The organism is Paracoccus aminovorans (assembly GCF_900005615.1).
GTDB classification, from domain to species: domain Bacteria; phylum Pseudomonadota; class Alphaproteobacteria; order Rhodobacterales; family Rhodobacteraceae; genus Paracoccus; species Paracoccus aminovorans.
This window is the reverse complement of sequence record NZ_LN832562.1, coordinates 692,747-709,693: the sequence shown is the minus strand read 5'-3', so window position 1 is coordinate 709,693 and position 16,947 is coordinate 692,747. Positions and strand designations below refer to the sequence as shown.

The window sequence follows — 16,947 nt, the reverse complement described above, 5'->3', positions numbered from 1 at the left end:
CGATCTTCATGGTCATTCCCTTCAACTCAATGCGTGGTCCAGCCGCCATCGACCGGAACCGCCGTGCCGGTGATCTCCGACGCGGCGGGGCTGCACAGGAATGCGTTCAGCGCGCCGATCTGGCCCGGCTGGACGAAGCGCCGCGTCGGCTGTGCCGCCAGCAGGACGTCTCGGATCCGCCTCGCGCAGGGTGCTGGCATCGGCCAGCTCCGACTGCCTGCCCGAGGTCGAGATCATCTGCCGCATGGCCCCGACGGCGCTGCGCAGCAGCACGCCATCGCAGGAATACATCGACGATTACAGCGCGATCCGCGATCGGATCGCCGACGTCTATCCGGCGATCTATGCGGATTTCAACAGCCGCATCAAGGCGCCGCCCGGCTTTCATCTTGAGGTGCCGCCGCGCCGGCGCATCTGGGCGACGCCGGACGGCAAGGCGGATTTCCTGCCACTGCCGGGGCTGGAGGTCAACGACCCCGTAGATGATCCGCAGATGCTGCCGCTGTCGGCGATCCGGTGCACGACCAGTTCGACACCACGATCTACAGCTAAAACGACCTCTATCGCGGCATCTACAACGACCGCATGGTGCTGTTCATGAACGCGGGCGACATCGCCGCGCGCGGCCTTGCCGATGGCCAGGCGGTGGCGCTGGACACGATCAGCCGCGGCGGGTCGCGGGGCTGACGCCGTCGCCTATCCGATGGCGCTCGGTTCTGTCGCGAGATATTATCCGGAACTGAATCCGCTTCTGCCGCTTGACTACTACGACCGGATCAGCGGCACGCCCGCCGCGAAATCCATTCCCGTTCGCATCGCCACCTGATCCCCCGGAGGGGCAGCCATGCTTGAACATCTGGATGCCGTCGTCCTGGCCCGTGTGCAATTCGCCTTCACGGTCTCGTTCCACTTCGTCTTCCCGGCCTTCTCGATCGGGCTGGCGAGCTATCTGATGGTGCTCGAGGCGCTGTGGCTGCGCACGGGCAAGGGCGTCTATGCCAACCTGTTTCGCTATTGGCTGATGATCTTTTCGGTGGTGTTCGGCATGGGCGTCGTGTCGGGCGTGGTGATGTCCTATCAGTTCGGGACCAACTGGTCGGTCTTTTCGGAAAAGGCCGGGCCGGTGATCGGCCCGCTGATGGCCTATGAGGTGATGACGGCGTTCTTCCTCGAGGCCGGGTTCCTGGGCGTGATGCTGTTCGGGATGAACAAGGTCGGCAAGGGGCTGCATTTCCTGGCCACCTGCATGGTCGCGCTGGGGACGCTGATCTCGGCCACCTGGATCCTGGCGGCGAACAGCTGGATGCAGACCCCGGCGGGGCATCTGGTCACCGAACAGGGGCAGTTCGTGCCGGGACCGTCCTGGTGGGCCATCGTCTTCACCGCGAGCTTCCCCTACCGGCTGGTGCACACGGTCATCGCCGCCTATCTGACCACGGCGCTGGCGGTGGGCGGGGTCGGCGCCTGGCACCTGCTGCGCGACCGCGCCAATCACGGCGCGCGCAAGATGTTCTCGATGGCGATGTGGATGGCGGCCATCGTCGCGCCGATCCAGATCTTCGTCGGCGACGCGCACGGACTGAACACGCTGGAGCACCAGCCCGCCAAGATCCTGGCCATCGAGGGCCATTACGAGCCCAGCCCCGAGGGCGCCTCGCTGATCCTGTTCGGCATGCCCGACAGCAAGGCCGCACGCGTCGATTACGCCGTCGAGGTGCCGAAACTCGGCTCGCTGATCCTGAAGCACGATCCGAACGCCGCCCTGCCGGGGCTGAACGATTTCCCGCGCGAGGACTGGCCGCCCGTGGCCATCGTCTTCTGGTCCTTCCGCATCATGGTCGGCCTGGGCTTCGCCATGTTGGGGCTGGGGCTCTGGAGCCTGCTCGCACGCTGGCGCGGCGGGCTCTACGACTGGCGCTGGCTGCACCGGGCGGCGCTGGGCATGGGGCCTGCGGGCTTCGTCGCCGTCATCGCGGGCTGGATCACCACCGAGGTCGGCCGCCAGCCGTTCACCGTCTATGGCCTGCTGCGCACAGCGGAATCCCATTCGCCGCTGGCCGCGCCCGCCGTCGCGACCTCGCTGATCGCCTTCGTCGTGGTCTATTTCTTCGCTTTCGGGGCGGGGATCTATTATCTGCTTCGGCTGATGGCCAAGGCGCCGCAACCGGGCGAGCCCGAGCCGCCCAGCCAGCCGCAGCGCGCTGCCGGGATCACGCCCGCGCCCGCCGCCGCCAGCATGGAGCGTTGACATGGAAAGCATCGACCTGACCGTCGTCTGGGCGCTGATCATCGGCTTTGCCGTCTTCGCCTATGTGGTCATGGACGGGTTCGACCTGGGCATCGGCATCCTGTTCCCGACGCTGAAGGTCGGCGAAGAGCGCGACCAGGCGATGAATTCCATCGCACCGGTCTGGGACGGCAACGAGACCTGGCTGGTGTTGGGCGGCGGCGGGCTGATGGCGGCCTTTCCGCTGGCCTATGCCATCATCCTGCCCGCCACCTATCCGCTGATGATTGCCATGCTGCTGGGCCTGATCTTTCGCGGCGTCGCCTTCGAGTTCCGCTGGCGCGATCCCCGCCACCGCGCCTTCTGGGACCTGGCCTTCACGGCCGGCTCGGTGGCGGCGGCACTGTCGCAGGGCATCGCGCTCGGCGCCATCCTGCAGGGCATCCGGGTCCGGGAGGGCGCCTATGCCGGGGGCTGGCTGGACTGGCTCAGCCCGTTCAGCCTGCTGACCGGGGTGGCGCTGCTGACGGGCTATGCGGCGCTCGGCGCGGCCTGGCTCAACTGGAAGACCGAGGGCGGCGCCCAAAACCATGCCCGCCGCATGGTGCATCTGCTTGTCCCGGCCATGATCGCCATGCTGATCGCGGTCAGCGCCGCGACGCCGTTCCTGAATTACGACTACTGGCGGCGCTGGTTCGACTTCCCGGGCGTGCTGCTGACGGCGCAGGTGCCGCTGCTGGTTGCGATCTGCGCCTTCGTGCTGCTGCGCAGCCTAGCCGCCGGTGCCGAGCGGCTGCCCTTTCTAATGCTCTTGGTCCTGTTCCTTCTGTGCTTCGTCGGGCTGGGCATCAGCATCTTTCCCTATGCGGTGCCGCGCTCGGTGACGATCTGGGCCGCGGCCGCGCCGCCGCGCAGCCAGTCCTTCATGCTGGCTGGCGCCATGTTCATCATCCCGATCATCCTGGCTTACACCGGATGGGCCTATTGGGTGTTCCGCGGCAAGGTCGGAACGCACGGCTACCATTGATGGCGGGCGAGGGCCCGTTGTGGAAGCGGCTGGCCTGGATGGCCGCGATCTGGACCGCCAGCGTTCTGGCCCTCGGCTTTGTGGCCCTGGCCATCCGATGGGTGCTCGCACCATGAGCCCCCGCACCTGACGAGATGAGGACCGAAAAGTGCCAGATCTCCGGGATCCGCCCCGCAACCTATCATGTGACCGTCATGCAGGACGGCGAACGCAAGAAGATGGACATCTGCGAATACGACGATGCCCGGCTGACCCGGCAGCAGCGGCGGGCCTCGCCACTGGAATCGCTGTTCGGCGGCGGCGACCCGTTCAAAGGCTTCTTCGACCGGGCGCGCGGCATGATGGGCGACGCGATGCCCCGGCCGGACCGCCATGACCGATGCGGCCAGAGAGAGGCGATATGTGGACAGCTTCAGCGAGCAGACCAAGGCCATGCTGCAGAAGGCGGCCGCGCGCACGCAGGACAGCGGCCGTCGCGACATCGACACCGAACAGCTGCTCCGTGTCCTGCCCGACAGCGAGGCGGTGCAGGCGGCCCGCCTCGTGACCCTTCGGCGACGAACCGGCAACAGGAAGATCATGGCCTGCGAATCGCCGCATCCTCAGAGGTTCTGCGCGGTGACGTGCACGGCCATGAGCCCTGCTGGGTATCCCCGCCGCTGTGCGAGGAACCGGCCTCGGGGCCATGGTCCCGCCGGGAAAATGCCAGTGCTTTCGCAACCCGCCCGAATGGGCTTTTCTGGACTCGTGCCACCAATTAGTCCGGCCTGAATAACCCTTACGGCGTTGATTTCGCATTCTGAAGCTTCGGTTTGTTCGCTTTGGATTGCAGGGTTTCCCATGCTTTGGCCAGAAACCATGCAATTTTCCGGTCATCCATGAAGCCCCATTCCCGCGCCCCGAACGGGATGACCTGCTCCGCGCACGACTGGTCGATATGATGATCGATGCGCGCCACGAGTTGGTGAAGCTTGCGGCACTGATCGACTGGACGTTTTTCGAACGGGAAGGGGCAACCTTCTTCCCTTCGCATCAAGGTCGACACGCGACATCGCCACGCCTGATCGCCGGGCTGATGTATCTCCAACATGCCTTCAAGCTGTCAGACGAGGCGGTCGTGGCCCGGTGGGTCGAGAACCCGTATTACCAGCACTTCACCGGCGAGACGTTCTTTCAGCACCACCCGCCGATCGATCCGTCATTTCGCAGCGCGGAGGCGGGCCTCAGCTGCGTGCTGGGCCTGGGGTCCGGGCTTTGGGATCGGCTGGGCATGGGCCTGGCGCCCGCCGGCCTGCACCCGTTCCGCGAAGTCGCCGGCGTCCATCGCGCCCCCGCGACCCCGGGCGACATCCTGTTCCACATCCGCGCCGAGCGCCCGGACTACTGCTTCGAGCTCGCCAGCCAGATCATGCGCCGGCTGGGCGCAATCGCCACCGTCGAGGACGAGACCCAGGGCTTCAAGTTCTTCGACAACCGCGACCTGCTGGGCTTCGTCGACGGCACCGAGAACCCGCAGGGCGTGGACCGGGCCGCGGCGGTGGCCATCGGCGACGAGGATCCGGCCTTTGCCGGCGGCAGCTACGTCATCGTGCAGAAATACCTGCACGACCTGGCGAAATGGGAGGCGATGCCGGTGGAAAGCCAGGAACGGGTGATCGGGCTGGCTGGAATGCGGCTCGGCGGTGGGCCCATCGGCATCAGACCACCGCAATCCCGAGAACACGAGACATGCGGCAGGAAGATCGCGGCGGCGTTTCGGATCATCAACCGCCGTGAATCCTGCCGGCACGACGCATGGCTTCGGCATGGAGATCGGCACGAAGACCGGCGTTGCTCCGGGATGTTTGGCCGTTTGCCTGCGCGAGCAACGATCAAAAAGCCCTCCCCCGTCGCTGCGCCGGGGGAGGGCCGGCTTCGTCAGTGAAACAGCGCGGCGGTCTTCTGCGCCGTCATCCACACGCCCCAGGCCAGCGGGATGCCGACCGCCGCCCAGGCCAGCAGCGCCGGCAGGTCGAAGCGACCGCGGTCGATGCCAAACGAGCCGCTCTTGACCTCGGCCGTCTTGTGCTCGCGCGCCTGCAGGGCCGCCAACTCGTCGGGCTTCATGAACCATTTTTCGTCCAGGGGCCGCACCAGCAGGTTGCAGATCAGCCCCAGCGCCAGGAAACCCGCGAGAATGTACATCGTATAGTCATAGACCTGCGCCCGCGGCACGCCGGCGGCGATCTGCGCCTCGCGCAGGTAGTTCACCACCACCGGCCCGACGATCCCCGCCGTGGCCCAGGCGGTCAGCAGCCGGCCGTGGATGGCGCCGACGAACTGGGTGCCGAACACGTCCGCCAGATAGGCCGGCACCGTCGAGAAGCCGCCGCCATACATCGAGATGATGACGCAGATCATGGCCACGAACAGCACCTGGTTGCCGGAATGCGCCACGCTGGGCGCCAGGGTATAAAGCGCGATGCCCAGGATGAAGAAGATGAAATAGGTGTTCTTGCGCCCGAACCTGTCCGAGGCCGAGGCCCAGCCCAGCCGCCCGCCGATGTTGAACAGCGACAGCAGCCCCGCGAAGCCGGCGGCGATGGCGGCGATGGCGGCCTTCTGCCCGGTGTCGAGCTGGGTGAAGTCCAGGTCGGGCCGCCCGATCAGATGGCCGGCAAAGATCTCCTGCAGCATGGGCGAGGCCATACCGATGACCCCGATCCCGGCCGAGACGTTCAGGCACAGCACCAGCCAGATCAGCCAGAACTGCCGGGTCTTGTGGGCGTCGCGCAGATGCACGTGATGCTGGGTGATCATCGCAGCCTTCTTGGCCGAGACCTTGGGCTGCCAGCCTTCGGGTTTCCAGCCGGCCGGCGGCACGCGATAGGAGAAGGCGCCGGCCAGCATGAAGACCAGATAGATCGCCGCCATGGCGAAGAAGGTCTGCCAGACGCCGACGCTTTCCGCAGACTGGAAATGGTTCATCAGCCGGTCGGCCAAGGGCGCTCCGATCATGGCGCCGCCGCCGAAGCCCATGATCGCCATGCCGGTCGCCAGCCCGCGCCGGTCGGGGAACCATTTGATCAGCGTCGAGACCGGCGAGATATAACCGAGACCCAGCCCGATGCCGCCGATGACGCCCGAGCCGAGCCACATCAGCCAAAGCTGGTGCGTCATCACCCCGATGCCCGAGACGACCATGCCGCCGCACCAGCACAGCGCCGCGACCACACCGGCCTTGCGCGGCCCCGCGGTCTCGAGCCAGCCGCCCCAGATCGCGGCCGAGGATCCCAGCAGCACGAAGAACAGCGTATAGATCCAGCCCAGATCGGCGATGCGCCAGTCGCAGCTGGTGGTGAACAGCGCCGAGACCAGGCTCATGCCCTCGCAGGTCACCGGGTCGCTGACGCCGATGGCGCGCGACAGCGGCAGCCAGAACACCGAGAAGCCATAGGCCATGCCGATGCACAGGTGGATCGCCAGCGCGGCGGGCGGCACCAGCCAGCGGTTGAAGCCGGGCTTCGCGATCGTGCGGTCTCGGGACAGCAGACCGGCGGAAGCGCCGATCTCTGTCCAGCTTTCCTGAAGATCCGTCATGTGTTGTTTTCCTCCCTGGGCATGCGACCTGGGGCGCGATGCCGCCGGCTCCTCTTCCGGGCGTGCGGTCGCAGTCGCGGATGCGTCCTGACAAGGGAGGAGGCCAGATCAGGATATTGATATCAATTGACAATATGTCTGCTGTGCCGGGACAGTCTGTCCCGCCTGCGGCGCCCGGGCGCGTCAGGCGGACAGCCTGTCCACCGCCTCTGGACGGCCTGTCCGTTGACCTGCGCCCCGCCCGAGGTCATCCGGCAAGCGCCGGACACTTGCCAAGCCGGGCGGGGGGATGCGACTGTGCTTTTCGGGGGAAGGGGGGTGTGATGCAGGCAGAAACCGACCCAAGGCCTGGCACGCAAGCCGCGTTCGGCGAGGCGATTGCCCAGGCCGCGATTCTGGTCGTCGAGGACGAGCCGGGCATGCGGAATTTCCTCGAACGGATCCTGGCCCCGAAATGCCGCACCATACGGCTGGCCGCCAACACCGCCGAGGCCAGCGCCCTGATCGCCGAGACCGACTTCGACCTGGTCATCCTGGACAACCTGATGGAGGGCCAGCGCGGCATCGACTGGCTTTCGGAGCAGCGGCGGCTGGGCTTCTTTCCGCCGGCGATCCTGATGACCGCCTATGCCGACATGGAAACCGCCATCCAGGCCCTTCAGGCCGGGGCCTCGGATTTCCTGCTGAAACCCTTTCGTACCAACCAGCTGCTGAACGGCATCACCCGCTGCCTGGAAGGCGAGCGGCTGCGGCGGGAAAACCTGGTGCTGCGCCAGGAGCTGCGCAACAGCGTCGACCAGGATCGGCTGCGCAGCGAGCTGGTCGGCGGTTCCCCGGCCATCGAGGCCGTACGGCAGGTGATCGCCCGCGTCGCCGCCACGCCCTCGTCGGTGCTGATCACCGGCGCTTCGGGCACCGGCAAGGAGGTGGCGGCGCGGATGATCCATGCGCTGTCGGATCGCGCCGACCATGCCTTCGTGCCGGTCAATTGCGCCGCCATCCCGCAGGACATGCTGGAGACCGAGCTTTTCGGCCATATCCGCGGCGCCTTCCCCGGCGCCCAGCAGAACCGCGAGGGGCTGTTCATGTCCGCGCGCGGCGGCACGCTGTTCCTGGACGAGATCGCCGAGCTTTCCGTCGGGCTGCAGGCGAAGCTCTTGCGCGTCATCGAGGATCGTCGCATCCGGCCGCTGGGATCCGAGCGCGAGACCCCGGTGGACGTGCGGCTGATCTTTGCCGCCAATACCGATCTTGACAAGGCGGTGGCCGAGGGGCGGTTGCGGGCCGACCTGCTCTATCGCATCAACGTGCTGCATATCGCCATGCCGACGCTGGTCGAACGCGGCCCGGACCTGTTCGACCTGGCGCATCTGTTCATGGACATCCTGTCGCGGCAGCTTGGGATGCGGCCCGTCCCGATCACCGCCGAGGTGCGGGCGAACCTCGCCACCTATGACTGGCCCGGCAACGTGCGCGAACTGCGCAATGCGGTCGAGCGCGCGCTGATCCTGGGCCGCTTCCCGCCGCTGGCCGCCCAGCTGGGCCGCCGCGACAGCCAGACCCTGGCCGAGATCGAGCGGCGGGCGATCATGGGCACGCTGGCGGCGCTGGACGGCGACCGCGAGGCGGCGGCGTCGCGGCTGGGCATCTCGCGCAAGACCATCGACCGGCGCCTGGCGGATTGGAATGGCTGAGGCGCCCCGCCGCTGGCGTCATTCGGTGCGCTACCGCCTGCTTGCCATCGCGCTTTTGCCGGTGCTGGTGATCCTGCCGGTGTTTCTGGGCATCACCATGTACCAATGGTCGAACAAGTTCGACCGGCTGCTGACCGCCAAGGTCAACAGCGACCTGACCGTCGCCCAGCAATATCTGCAGAACATCCTGCAAACCGCCGGCGAGCGGATCGAGATGCTGGCGCGTTCCGAGGAATTCGCCCATAGCGCGGACCTGCCCGGCTTGCTGGACGTCTATCGGGTGCGGCTGGGGCTCGACTATCTTTACCTCGCCAGCCCGGCCGGTGACATGGTCGCCGCCAGCCCGCGGGGTGCGCACCCGCTGCATGTGCCGGGCTCGGCCCCGGCGCGGGGCGCGCGCAATCTGATCGAGGTCCTCGACCAGGCCGAGCTTCGCGCCATCTCGCCCGGGCTTGCCGCGCGGGCCGAGATCGTCATGGTCGATGCCACCGGCCAGAAGCCGCAGCAGACCGAGACCCGCGGCATGGTCGTCCAATCGGTCGTCGCGGCCAACCGGCCGGATACCGGCGCGCCGGCGATCATGGTCGGCGGCATCCTGCTGAACCGCAACCTGTCCATCATCGACCGCATCAACGAGCTGATCTATCGCCCCGACACCCTGCCGCCCGGTGCCCATGCCACGGTCTCGCTGTTTCTGGGCGACATGCGGATTTCGACCAATGTCACGGTGGCGGGCGGGGTGCGGGCACTGGGGACCCGGGCCTCGGCCATCGTGCGCGACCGGGTGATCGGCCAGGGCCAGGTCTGGCTGGCCCGGGCGCAGGTGCTGCAGGACCGCTATATCTCGGCCTATGCCCCGGTCGAGGACAGCGCGCGCCAGCGCGTTGGCATGATCTATGTCGGCATCCTGGAGCGTCCCTTTGTCGAGGCCAAGCGCCGCACGGTGCTGCTGGTCGTCGCTGCCTTCCTGCTGGTCGCGCTGGTCACGGTGCCGGTTTTCCTGCGATGGGCGGGCAGCATCTTCCGCCCGCTCGAGAAGATCGCCGAAACCTTTGCCCGGCTGGGCAGGGGCGACCTTTCCGCCCGGACCGGCGTCACCCGCGGCGCGGACGAGATCACCGGGCTTGCCATGCTGCTGGATACCTTACTGGCGCAGTTGCAGGACCGCGACCGGCAGCTGCGTGCCTGGAACGACGCGCTGAACCAGCGGGTCGAGGAACGCACGGTCGCCCTGCGCCAGGCCGTGCACGAATTGCAGGTGGCGACCCATCAGCTGGTGCAATCCGAAAAGCTGGCCGCCCTGGGCGAGATCTCGGCCGGGATCGCGCATGAGATCAACAACCCGCTGGCGGTGATCCAGGGCAACCTGGACGTGCTGCGCGAGATCCTCGGCCCGGCGACCCGACCGGCCGAGACCGAGCTGCGGCTGATCGACGAACAGATCCACCGCATTTCGCAGATCGTGACGCGGCTCCTGGACTTCGCCCGGACGGACGAGCCCGGGGATGTCGATCCCGCGACCGATCCGGTGCAGGCGGTCGCGGAATGCGAGCCGCTGGTGCGGCACATGCTGGCGCGCGGCGCCGTCACCCTGCACCACGACCTGCGCTCGACGCAGGTGGTCCGGATCGGCCGGGTCGCGTTGCAGCAGGTGCTGGTGAACCTGATCGTCAATGCCGTCCATGCCATGCCCGAGGGCGGCGAGATCCGCATCGCCAGCCGCGACGAATCCTTCGACGGTGCGCCGGGTGTATCGCTGGCGCTTTCCGACACCGGCACCGGTATCCCGCCCGAGATCCTGGGGCAGATCTTCGAGCCCTTCGTCACCAGCCGCGGCCGCAAGGGCGGCACCGGGCTGGGCCTGTCGATCTGCCGGCGGCTGATCGAGCGCCAGGGCGGCAGCATCACGGTCGAGAGCGACGCGACCGGCAGCCGCTTCCGGATCTGGCTGCCCGCGGCGTGATCGCGCCGCGCGCCGCTCACAACCCCCAGCTCGCGCATTTCCGCTCGATGGTCTTGCGGGACACGCCCAGCCAGTCCGCGGCGCGCGAGCGGTTGCCGCCGGCCAGTTCCAGCGCCTGCAGGATGTGGCGGCGCTGCACCGCATCCAGCGGCTCGATGTCCTGGGGCGTGGCCGGCCCCAAGGTCTCCAGCGGAAAGCGGCCGAAGATCAGCGACCGTTCGATGAAGTTGCGAAGCTCGCGGATATTGCCGGGCCAGGGGTGGCGCAACAGCGCCGCGCGCACCTGGGAATCGATCGGCAAGGGCTCCAGCCCCAGTTCCGCGGCCAGCCCGGCCATGAAGAAGGCCGCCAGGTCGATGGTGTCCGTGCCGCGCAGCTTCAAGGGCGGCATCTCGATCTGCAGGACGTTGACCCGGAAGAACAGATCCTCGCGGAACCGGCCGGCCTCGACCTCGGCGGCGAGCGCCTTTCCGGTGGCAAAGACGAAGCGCAGGTCCAGCGCGATCTCGCGCTCCGAGCCGACCGGGCGGATGGTCTGCTTGTCGACCACCCGCAGCAGCGCCGCCTGCGCCGGCCTGGGCAGTTCGGCGATCTCGTCGAAGAAGACGGTGCCGCCCTCGGCGGACACGAACAGGCCCGTTCGTCCCTGGTCGGTGCCATGCGGCGCATGGCCGAACAGCTCCGCTTCCAGCATGTCGACGGGGATGGTCGCGCAATTGATCGCGACGAAGGGCCGCTCGGCGCGGCCCGAAAGCGCATGCAGGAACCGCGCCGCCTCTTCCTTGCCGGTGCCCGAGCCGCCCGAGATCAGCACCGGCGTCGGCAGCCCGGCCACGCGGCGCAGCCTTTCGCGCACCTCCTCGATGGCGGGCGAGCTGCCCAGAAGCTGGCTGCGCTGGCTCAGCCGGGCCCGGTCCAGCTCATGGCGCAGCAGCTGGTTCTCGCGCCGCAGCGACGCCAGTTCCATGCTGCGCCGCACCGCGTTCAGCACCTGGTTGGCGCGGCATGGCTTGAACAGGAAATCCGCCGCCCCCGCCCGCATCGCCTCGACGGCGGTATCCAGGTCGGGAAAGGCGGTGATCATGATGGCCTCGAACCGCCAGCCCTGCCTGCGCTGCTGCACCAGCCAGTCGATGCCGCGTAGCCCGGGCATCCGGTTGTCCAGCAGCACGATGTCGAAGCGCTGCTGTTTCAGCAGGGCGCTGGCGCTCTCGACATCCGCCGCCTCAAGCACCGCGCGGCAATGGGGCTGCAGCGTCTTGACCAGGAAATTGCGCATCCCCGGTTCGTCGTCGACGACCAGCACGCTGGCTTGGCGCATCAACGGGTCGGATCTGTCGGCGGCGGGCGCCGTCGCCTGGGCTTCCATGCAACCTCCCGTTCCGTCCGTTCCCTGCGGACGCTTGCCTTTCGTGATACAGCAAGACGACCCCGGAAACGAGCGGGACTCGCGGACACGCAATCGGGGCGGCACGGGAAGCGCCGCCCCAGGAGGGATGGAAGCCGCCGGATCAAGGCAGGCTCCGCCCTTCACTCGATCATTGGCAACAGCTGATCGAGGGACTTCTTGGCATCGCCGTAGAACATGCGGGTGTTGTCCTTGTAGAACAGCGGGTTCTCGATGCCGGAATAGCCGGTGCCCTGGCCGCGCTTCGACACGAACACCTGCTTCGCCTTCCAGACCTCCAGCACCGGCATCCCGGCGATCGGCGAGTTCGGGTCCTCCTGCGCCGCCGGGTTCACGATGTCGTTCGAGCCGATCACGATCACCACGTCGGTCGAGGGGAAGTCCTCTTTGATCTCGTCCATCTCCAGCACGATGTCATAGGGCACCTTGGCCTCGGCCAGCAGCACGTTCATGTGCCCTGGCAGCCGGCCCGCCACCGGGTGGATGGCGAAGCGCACGTTCTTGCCGCGCGCGCGCAGCTTGCGGGTCAGCTCCGACACCGATTGCTGCGCCTGCGCCACCGCCATGCCGTAGCCCGGCACGATGATGATCTCGTCGGCGTCGTTCAGCGCCGCCGCGACGCTTTCCGCGTCGATGGCGACCTGCTCGCCCACGATCTCCATCGCCGGGCCCGCCTCGCCGCCGAAGCCGCCCAGGATCACCGAAACGAAGCTGCGGTTCATCGCCTTGCACATGATGTAGCTCAGGATCGCACCGGACGAGCCGACCAGCGCGCCGACGACGATCAACAGGTCGTTCGACAGCGAGAAGCCGATCGCCGCCGCCGCCCAGCCGGAATAGCTGTTCAGCATCGACACCACCACCGGCATGTCGGCGCCGCCGATGCCCATGATCAGGTGATAGCCGATGAAGAGCGCCGCCAGCGTCATCACGATCAGCGCCAGCGTCGAGCCATTGGCGAGATAGACCAGCAGGAGCACCAGCGACAGCGCCGCGGCACCGGCGTTCAGCACATGGCCGCCGGGCAGCTTCCTGGCCTTGCCGTCGACCTTGCCCGCGAGCTTGCCGAAGGCGATGACCGAGCCGGTGAAGGTCACGGCGCCGATGAAGACCCCGAGGAAGGTCTCCACCCGAAGGATCGACTGCTCGACAGGGGATTTGTTCCCTGGCCTCGGCCAGCATGGCTGGTGCGGCCTTGCCGACGGCGATCAGGGTGCTGTGGCCCGCCACCCCGGGATCGGGGTGGCGCTCGAAATGCCGACGCACGGCCAGGGCCGGGTCGGCGGCGGTGACGGCGGCGGCGTAAAGCCGCCCCGCCAGCGCCCGCATCTCGGCAAGGCCGACGCTCACGCCGCGATCTGCCGGGCTTTGGCGACCAGCACCTCGGCCTGGCGGATCGAGGCATAGTCGATCAGCCGGCCGTCCAGCGACACCGCGCCCTTGCCCTCGGCCTCGGCCTTGGCCATGGCGTCGAGGATGCGCTGTGCGCGCTCGACCTCGGCGGCCGAGGGGCTCATCACCTCGTTCGCCAGCGCGATCTGGCTGGGGTGGATCGCCCATTTGCCCTCGCAGCCCAGCACCGCGGCGCGATAGGCGGCCGCCTTGTAGCCATCGGGATCCGAGAAGTCGCCGAAGGGGCCGTCCACCGGCCGCAGCCCGTTGGCGCGGGCCGCCACCACCATGCGCGACAGCGCGTAATGCCACATGTCGCCCCAATGGACCTGGCGCGAGCCGTCGGCCAGCTTGTCGGTCAGCACCGAGTAATGCTCGTTCACGCCGCCGATCACCGTGGTGCGGGCGCGGGTCGAGGCGGCGTAATCGGCGACGCCGAAATGCAGGCTCTCGTTGCGTTTCGAGGCCGCGGCGATCTCGTTGATGTTCTGCATCCCCAGCGCGGTCTCGATGATATGCTCGAAGCCGATGCGCTTTTTATAGCCCTTGGCGTCCTCGATCTGGGTCACCAGCATGTCGACGGCATAGACGTCGGCGGCGGTGCCGACCTTCGGGATCATGATCAGGTCCAGCCGCTCGCCGGCCTGTTCGACCACGTCGACGACGTCGCGATACATGTAATGGGTGTCGAGCCCGTTGATTCGCAGCGACATGGTCTTCTTGCCCCAGTCGAGCTCGTTCAGGGCCTTGATGATGTTCTTGCGCGCCTGCGGCTTTTCGTCCGGCGCCACCGCGTCCTCGAGGTCGAGGAACACGACGTCTGCATCGGATTGTGCAGCCTTTTCAAACATGTTCGGCTGGCTGCCGGGAACCGCCAACTCGCTGCGGTTCAGACGAGCCGGGGCGGGGTCAGTAACGTGAAAACTCATCGCGGATTCCTTCTTCCTTCGGTTCCAGTTCGCCGCCCGTCACGAGGTCAGCCCGTCCGGTTCGGCCAGGCCATGCGCCCGCGAACAGGCGGTGACGGTATTGGCCAGCAGGCAGGCGATGGTCATCGGCCCCACGCCGCCCGGCACCGGGGTGATGGCGCCCGCGACCGCCGAGGCGCTGGCGAAATCGACGTCTCCGACCAGCCGGGTCTTGCCCTCGCTCTCGATGCGGTTGATGCCGACGTCGATCACCGTGGCGCCGGGCTTGACCCAGTCGCCGGGGATCATCCGCGGCCGGCCGACCGCCGCGACCAGGATGTCGGCGTTGCGGCAGACCTCGGCCAGGTCCCGGGTCCGGCTGTGGGCGATGGTCACGGTGCAGCTGTCATTCAGCAGCAGCTGCGCCATCGGCTTGCCGACGATGTTCGAGCGGCCGACGATGACCGCGTTCAGCCCCGAGAGCGAGCCGTGATGCTCGCGCAGCATCAGCAGGCAGCCCAGCGGCGTGCAGGGCACCATGCTCTTCTGCCCCGTCCCCAGCAGCCCGACATTCGAGATATGGAACCCGTCCACATCTTTTGCCGGGTCGATGGCGTTGATGACCACGTCGGGATCCAGATGGTCGGGCAGCGGCAGCTGCACGAGGATGCCATGCACCGCGGGGTCGTTGTTCAGCCGCTCGATCAGCGCCAGCAGGTCCTGTTCTGAGGTATCGGCATCCAGCTTGTGCTCCCAGGAGTTCATCCCCGCTTCCAGCGTCGCCTTGCCCTTGGAGCGGACATAGACCTCGCTGGCGGGATCCTCGCCCACCAGCACGACCGCCAGTCCGGGGGTGATGCCGGCGTCCGCCTTCAGCCGTTCCACGGTCTTGGCCACCCGGTCCCGGACCGTCGCCGCGAAACCCTTGCCGTCGATGATCTTGGCGTTCATTGTCTTCCTTTCTTGTTGATGTGCCCGGTTCCGTAACTTGGGCAGGCGGCCGCGCTGGATCGCCTGGCACGGGAAAAGGGCCGCGGTCAGAACAAACCGACGACCTCGCGCGCGACGTTCAGCCCGATCGCTTCGGCCGCGGGCTGCCGGGGCAGTCCGGGCATGGTCATGATTTCGCCGCAGATGACGACGACGAAGCCGGCGCCGGCGGCCAGCCGCACCTCGCGGATCGGCACGGAATGGCCCTCGGGCGCGCCGCGCCGATCCGGGTCGGTGGTGAAGCTGTACTGGGTCTTGGCCATGCAGATCGGCAGATGGCCATAGCCCTGGTCCTCCCATTCCTTCAGCTGGTTGCGGATCGCGGTATCGGCCAGCACCGCGTCGGCATAGTAGATGCGCTTGGCGATGGTCTCGATCTTGGCGAACAGCGACAGGTCGTCGGGATAGAGCGGCGCGAATTCCGCGCCGCCCGACTCGGCGATCTGCACGACCTTCTGCGCCAGATCGACCGCGCCTTCCGAACCGTCGGCCCAGTGCCTGCACAGGATCGCCTCGACCCCGCGCGCCTTGGCATAGTCCTGCAGCGCCTGGATTTCGGCCTCGGTATCGCCGGCGAAATGGTTGACCGCGACGACCACCGGCACGCCGAAGGATTTCATGTTGGCGATGTGGCGGCCCAGGTTGGCGCAGCCCTTGCGCAGTGCCTCGACGTTCTCGTCCGCCAGGTCCGCCTTGGCGACGCCGCCGTTCATCTTGAGCGCGCGGACGGTTGCGACGATCACCGCCACGTCCGGCTTGAGCCCGGCCTTCCGGCATTTGATGTCGAAGAACTTCTCGGCCCCCAGGTCGGCGCCGAAGCCGGCCTCGGTCACCACGTAATCGGCCAGTTTCAGCGCCGTGGTGGTGGCGATCACCGAATTGCAGCCATGGGCGATATTGGCGAAGGGGCCGCCATGGACGAAGGCCGGGTTGTGCTCCAGCGTCTGCACCAGGTTGGGCTGCATCGCGTCCTTCAGCAGCACGGTCATCGCGCCCTCCGCCTTGATGTCGCGGCAATAGACCGGCGTCCTGTCGCGCCGATAGGCGACGATCATGTCGCCCAGCCGCCGCCCCAGATCGTCGAGATCGGTCGCCAGGCACAGGATCGCCATCACCTCCGAGGCGACGGTGATGTCGAACCCGGTCTCGCGCGGGAAGCCGTTGGTGACGCCGCCCAGCGAGCAGGTGATCTGGCGCAGGGCGCGGTCGTTCATGTCCACCACGCGGCGCCAGACCACGCGGCGCAGGTCGATCTGCTGCTCGTTCCCCCAATAGATGTGGTTGTCGACCATCGCCGCCAGCAGGTTGTGGGCGCTGGTGATGGCGTGAAAATCGCCGGTGAAATGCAGGTTCATGTCCTCCATCGGGATCACCTGCGCATAGCCGCCGCCCGCCGCGCCGCCCTTCATGCCGAAATTCGGCCCAAGTGAGGCCTCGCGGATGCAGATGCAGGCGCGCTTGCCGATGCGGTTCAGCGCATCGCCCAAGCCGACGGTGGTGGTGGTCTTGCCCTCGCCGGCCGGGGTCGGGTTGATCGCCGTGACCAGGACCAGCTTGCCCGAGGGTCGGTCCGTCAGCCCGTCGATGAACTGCCGGCTGATCTTGGCCTTGTCGTGGCCATAGGGTAGCATATCCTCGACCGCGATGCCGAGCTTTGCCGCGACGTCCCGGATCGGCAGCTTGGCCGCCTCCGAGGCGATTTCCGAGTCGCTCTTGTATGCCATGATGATGTTCTTGGTGCTGAAGGTTGTGCCTAAAC

At 67.4% G+C, this 16,947-nt stretch carries 11 protein-coding genes and 4 pseudogenes; 8 read left to right on the top strand and 7 right to left on the bottom strand.

Annotated features, from left to right (window positions below):
- Window positions 1-26: 26 nt before the first annotated feature.
- Window positions 27-176, bottom strand: a pseudogene (locus JCM7685_RS19280) (SDR family oxidoreductase); the annotation flags it as partial.
- Here JCM7685_RS19280 and JCM7685_RS20475 point away from each other — a divergent pair.
- The 6 genes and pseudogenes from JCM7685_RS20475 to JCM7685_RS19250 form a co-directional block, all read left to right on the top strand.
- A pseudogene (locus JCM7685_RS20475) lies at window positions 176-826 on the top strand (molybdopterin dinucleotide binding domain-containing protein); the annotation flags it as partial. The pseudogenes JCM7685_RS19280 and JCM7685_RS20475 sit on opposite strands and share 1 nt — an antisense overlap.
- Window positions 827-844: 18 nt before the next feature.
- The gene (locus JCM7685_RS19270) at window positions 845-2,248 is read left to right on the top strand and encodes a cytochrome ubiquinol oxidase subunit I (protein WP_074970846.1); all 1,404 of its coding nucleotides are present in this window, start codon (window positions 845-847) and stop codon (window positions 2,246-2,248) included.
- Window position 2,249: 1 nt separating this feature from the next.
- Complete coding sequence (gene cydB / locus JCM7685_RS19265) at window positions 2,250-3,254, top strand: cytochrome d ubiquinol oxidase subunit II (RefSeq protein ID WP_074970844.1); 1,005 nt, start codon at window positions 2,250-2,252, stop codon at window positions 3,252-3,254.
- On the top strand, window positions 3,203-3,370 hold the full coding sequence (locus JCM7685_RS19260) for a DUF2474 domain-containing protein (protein WP_331716683.1): 168 nt from the start codon (window positions 3,203-3,205) through the stop codon (window positions 3,368-3,370). The genes cydB and JCM7685_RS19260 overlap by 52 nt, the downstream gene beginning before the upstream one ends.
- Window positions 3,371-3,626: 256 nt before the next feature.
- Entirely contained in the window at window positions 3,627-4,025 is a 399-nt protein-coding gene (locus JCM7685_RS19975) for a hypothetical protein (RefSeq protein WP_074970840.1), read from the top strand.
- Between the two features lie 107 nt (window positions 4,026-4,132).
- Window positions 4,133-4,914 (top strand): annotated as a pseudogene (locus JCM7685_RS19250) (Dyp-type peroxidase); the annotation flags it as partial.
- 257 nt (window positions 4,915-5,171) lie between these two features.
- On the opposite strand, the gene JCM7685_RS19245 reads toward JCM7685_RS19250, so the two are convergent.
- Complete coding sequence (locus tag JCM7685_RS19245; RefSeq protein ID WP_074970838.1) at window positions 5,172-6,833, bottom strand: OFA family MFS transporter; 1,662 nt, start codon at window positions 6,831-6,833, stop codon at window positions 5,172-5,174.
- 323 nt (window positions 6,834-7,156) lie between these two features.
- Between JCM7685_RS19245 and JCM7685_RS19240 the strand changes: the two genes are divergently transcribed.
- Both JCM7685_RS19240 and JCM7685_RS19235 read left to right on the top strand, forming a co-directional pair.
- The gene (locus JCM7685_RS19240) at window positions 7,157-8,527 is read left to right on the top strand and encodes a sigma-54-dependent transcriptional regulator (protein ID WP_074970836.1); all 1,371 of its coding nucleotides are present in this window, start codon (window positions 7,157-7,159) and stop codon (window positions 8,525-8,527) included.
- Window positions 8,520-10,490, top strand: coding sequence for a sensor histidine kinase (locus JCM7685_RS19235; RefSeq protein ID WP_074970834.1), 1,971 nt, complete (start codon window positions 8,520-8,522; stop codon window positions 10,488-10,490). The genes JCM7685_RS19240 and JCM7685_RS19235 overlap by 8 nt, the downstream gene beginning before the upstream one ends.
- Window positions 10,491-10,506: 16 nt before the next feature.
- Here JCM7685_RS19235 and JCM7685_RS19230 read toward each other — a convergent pair whose 3' ends face one another.
- From JCM7685_RS19230 to JCM7685_RS19205, 5 genes and pseudogenes are all read right to left on the bottom strand, one after another.
- Window positions 10,507-11,859, bottom strand: a complete 1,353-nt coding sequence (locus JCM7685_RS19230) for a sigma-54-dependent transcriptional regulator (RefSeq protein WP_074970832.1) — start codon at window positions 11,857-11,859, stop codon at window positions 10,507-10,509.
- Window positions 11,860-12,020: 161 nt separating this feature from the next.
- Window positions 12,021-13,061: pseudogene (locus JCM7685_RS19225) on the bottom strand (NAD(P)(+) transhydrogenase (Re/Si-specific) subunit beta); the annotation flags it as partial.
- Window positions 13,062-13,244: 183 nt separating this feature from the next.
- On the bottom strand, window positions 13,245-14,219 hold the full coding sequence (locus JCM7685_RS19215; RefSeq protein ID WP_100526167.1) for an HpcH/HpaI aldolase/citrate lyase family protein: 975 nt from the start codon (window positions 14,217-14,219) through the stop codon (window positions 13,245-13,247).
- Window positions 14,220-14,258: 39 nt separating this feature from the next.
- Window positions 14,259-15,149 carry a bifunctional methylenetetrahydrofolate dehydrogenase/methenyltetrahydrofolate cyclohydrolase FolD gene (gene folD, locus JCM7685_RS19210; RefSeq protein WP_074970565.1) on the bottom strand — a complete coding sequence of 297 codons (891 nt, stop codon included), beginning with the start codon at window positions 15,147-15,149 and terminating at the stop codon, window positions 14,259-14,261.
- Window positions 15,150-15,235: 86 nt separating this feature from the next.
- The gene (locus tag JCM7685_RS19205) at window positions 15,236-16,912 is read right to left on the bottom strand and encodes a formate--tetrahydrofolate ligase (protein WP_074970563.1); all 1,677 of its coding nucleotides are present in this window, start codon (window positions 16,910-16,912) and stop codon (window positions 15,236-15,238) included.
- Window positions 16,913-16,947: the final 35 nt, after the last annotated feature.

Excerpts from the sequence above, each read along its gene's own strand:
- JCM7685_RS19240 (WP_074970836.1), top strand. The coding sequence starts at position 7,157 with ATGCAGGCAGAAACCGACCCAAGGCCTGGCACGCAAGCCGCGTTCGGC.
- cydB (WP_074970844.1), top strand. The coding sequence starts at position 2,250 with ATGGAAAGCATCGACCTGACCGTCGTCTGGGCGCTGATCATCGGCTTT.
- JCM7685_RS19270 (WP_074970846.1), top strand. The coding sequence starts at position 845 with ATGCTTGAACATCTGGATGCCGTCGTCCTGGCCCGTGTGCAATTCGCC.
- JCM7685_RS19205 (WP_074970563.1), bottom strand. The coding sequence starts at position 16,912 with ATGGCATACAAGAGCGACTCGGAAATCGCCTCGGAGGCGGCCAAGCTG.
- JCM7685_RS19230 (WP_074970832.1), bottom strand. The coding sequence starts at position 11,859 with ATGGAAGCCCAGGCGACGGCGCCCGCCGCCGACAGATCCGACCCGTTG.
- JCM7685_RS19975 (WP_074970840.1), top strand. The coding sequence starts at position 3,627 with ATGACCGATGCGGCCAGAGAGAGGCGATATGTGGACAGCTTCAGCGAG.
- JCM7685_RS19245 (WP_074970838.1), bottom strand. The coding sequence starts at position 6,833 with ATGACGGATCTTCAGGAAAGCTGGACAGAGATCGGCGCTTCCGCCGGT.
- JCM7685_RS19260 (WP_331716683.1), top strand. The coding sequence starts at position 3,203 with ATGGGCCTATTGGGTGTTCCGCGGCAAGGTCGGAACGCACGGCTACCA.
- JCM7685_RS19235 (WP_074970834.1), top strand. The coding sequence starts at position 8,520 with ATGGCTGAGGCGCCCCGCCGCTGGCGTCATTCGGTGCGCTACCGCCTG.
- folD (WP_074970565.1), bottom strand. The coding sequence starts at position 15,149 with ATGAACGCCAAGATCATCGACGGCAAGGGTTTCGCGGCGACGGTCCGG.
- JCM7685_RS19215 (WP_100526167.1), bottom strand. The coding sequence starts at position 14,219 with ATGAGTTTTCACGTTACTGACCCCGCCCCGGCTCGTCTGAACCGCAGC.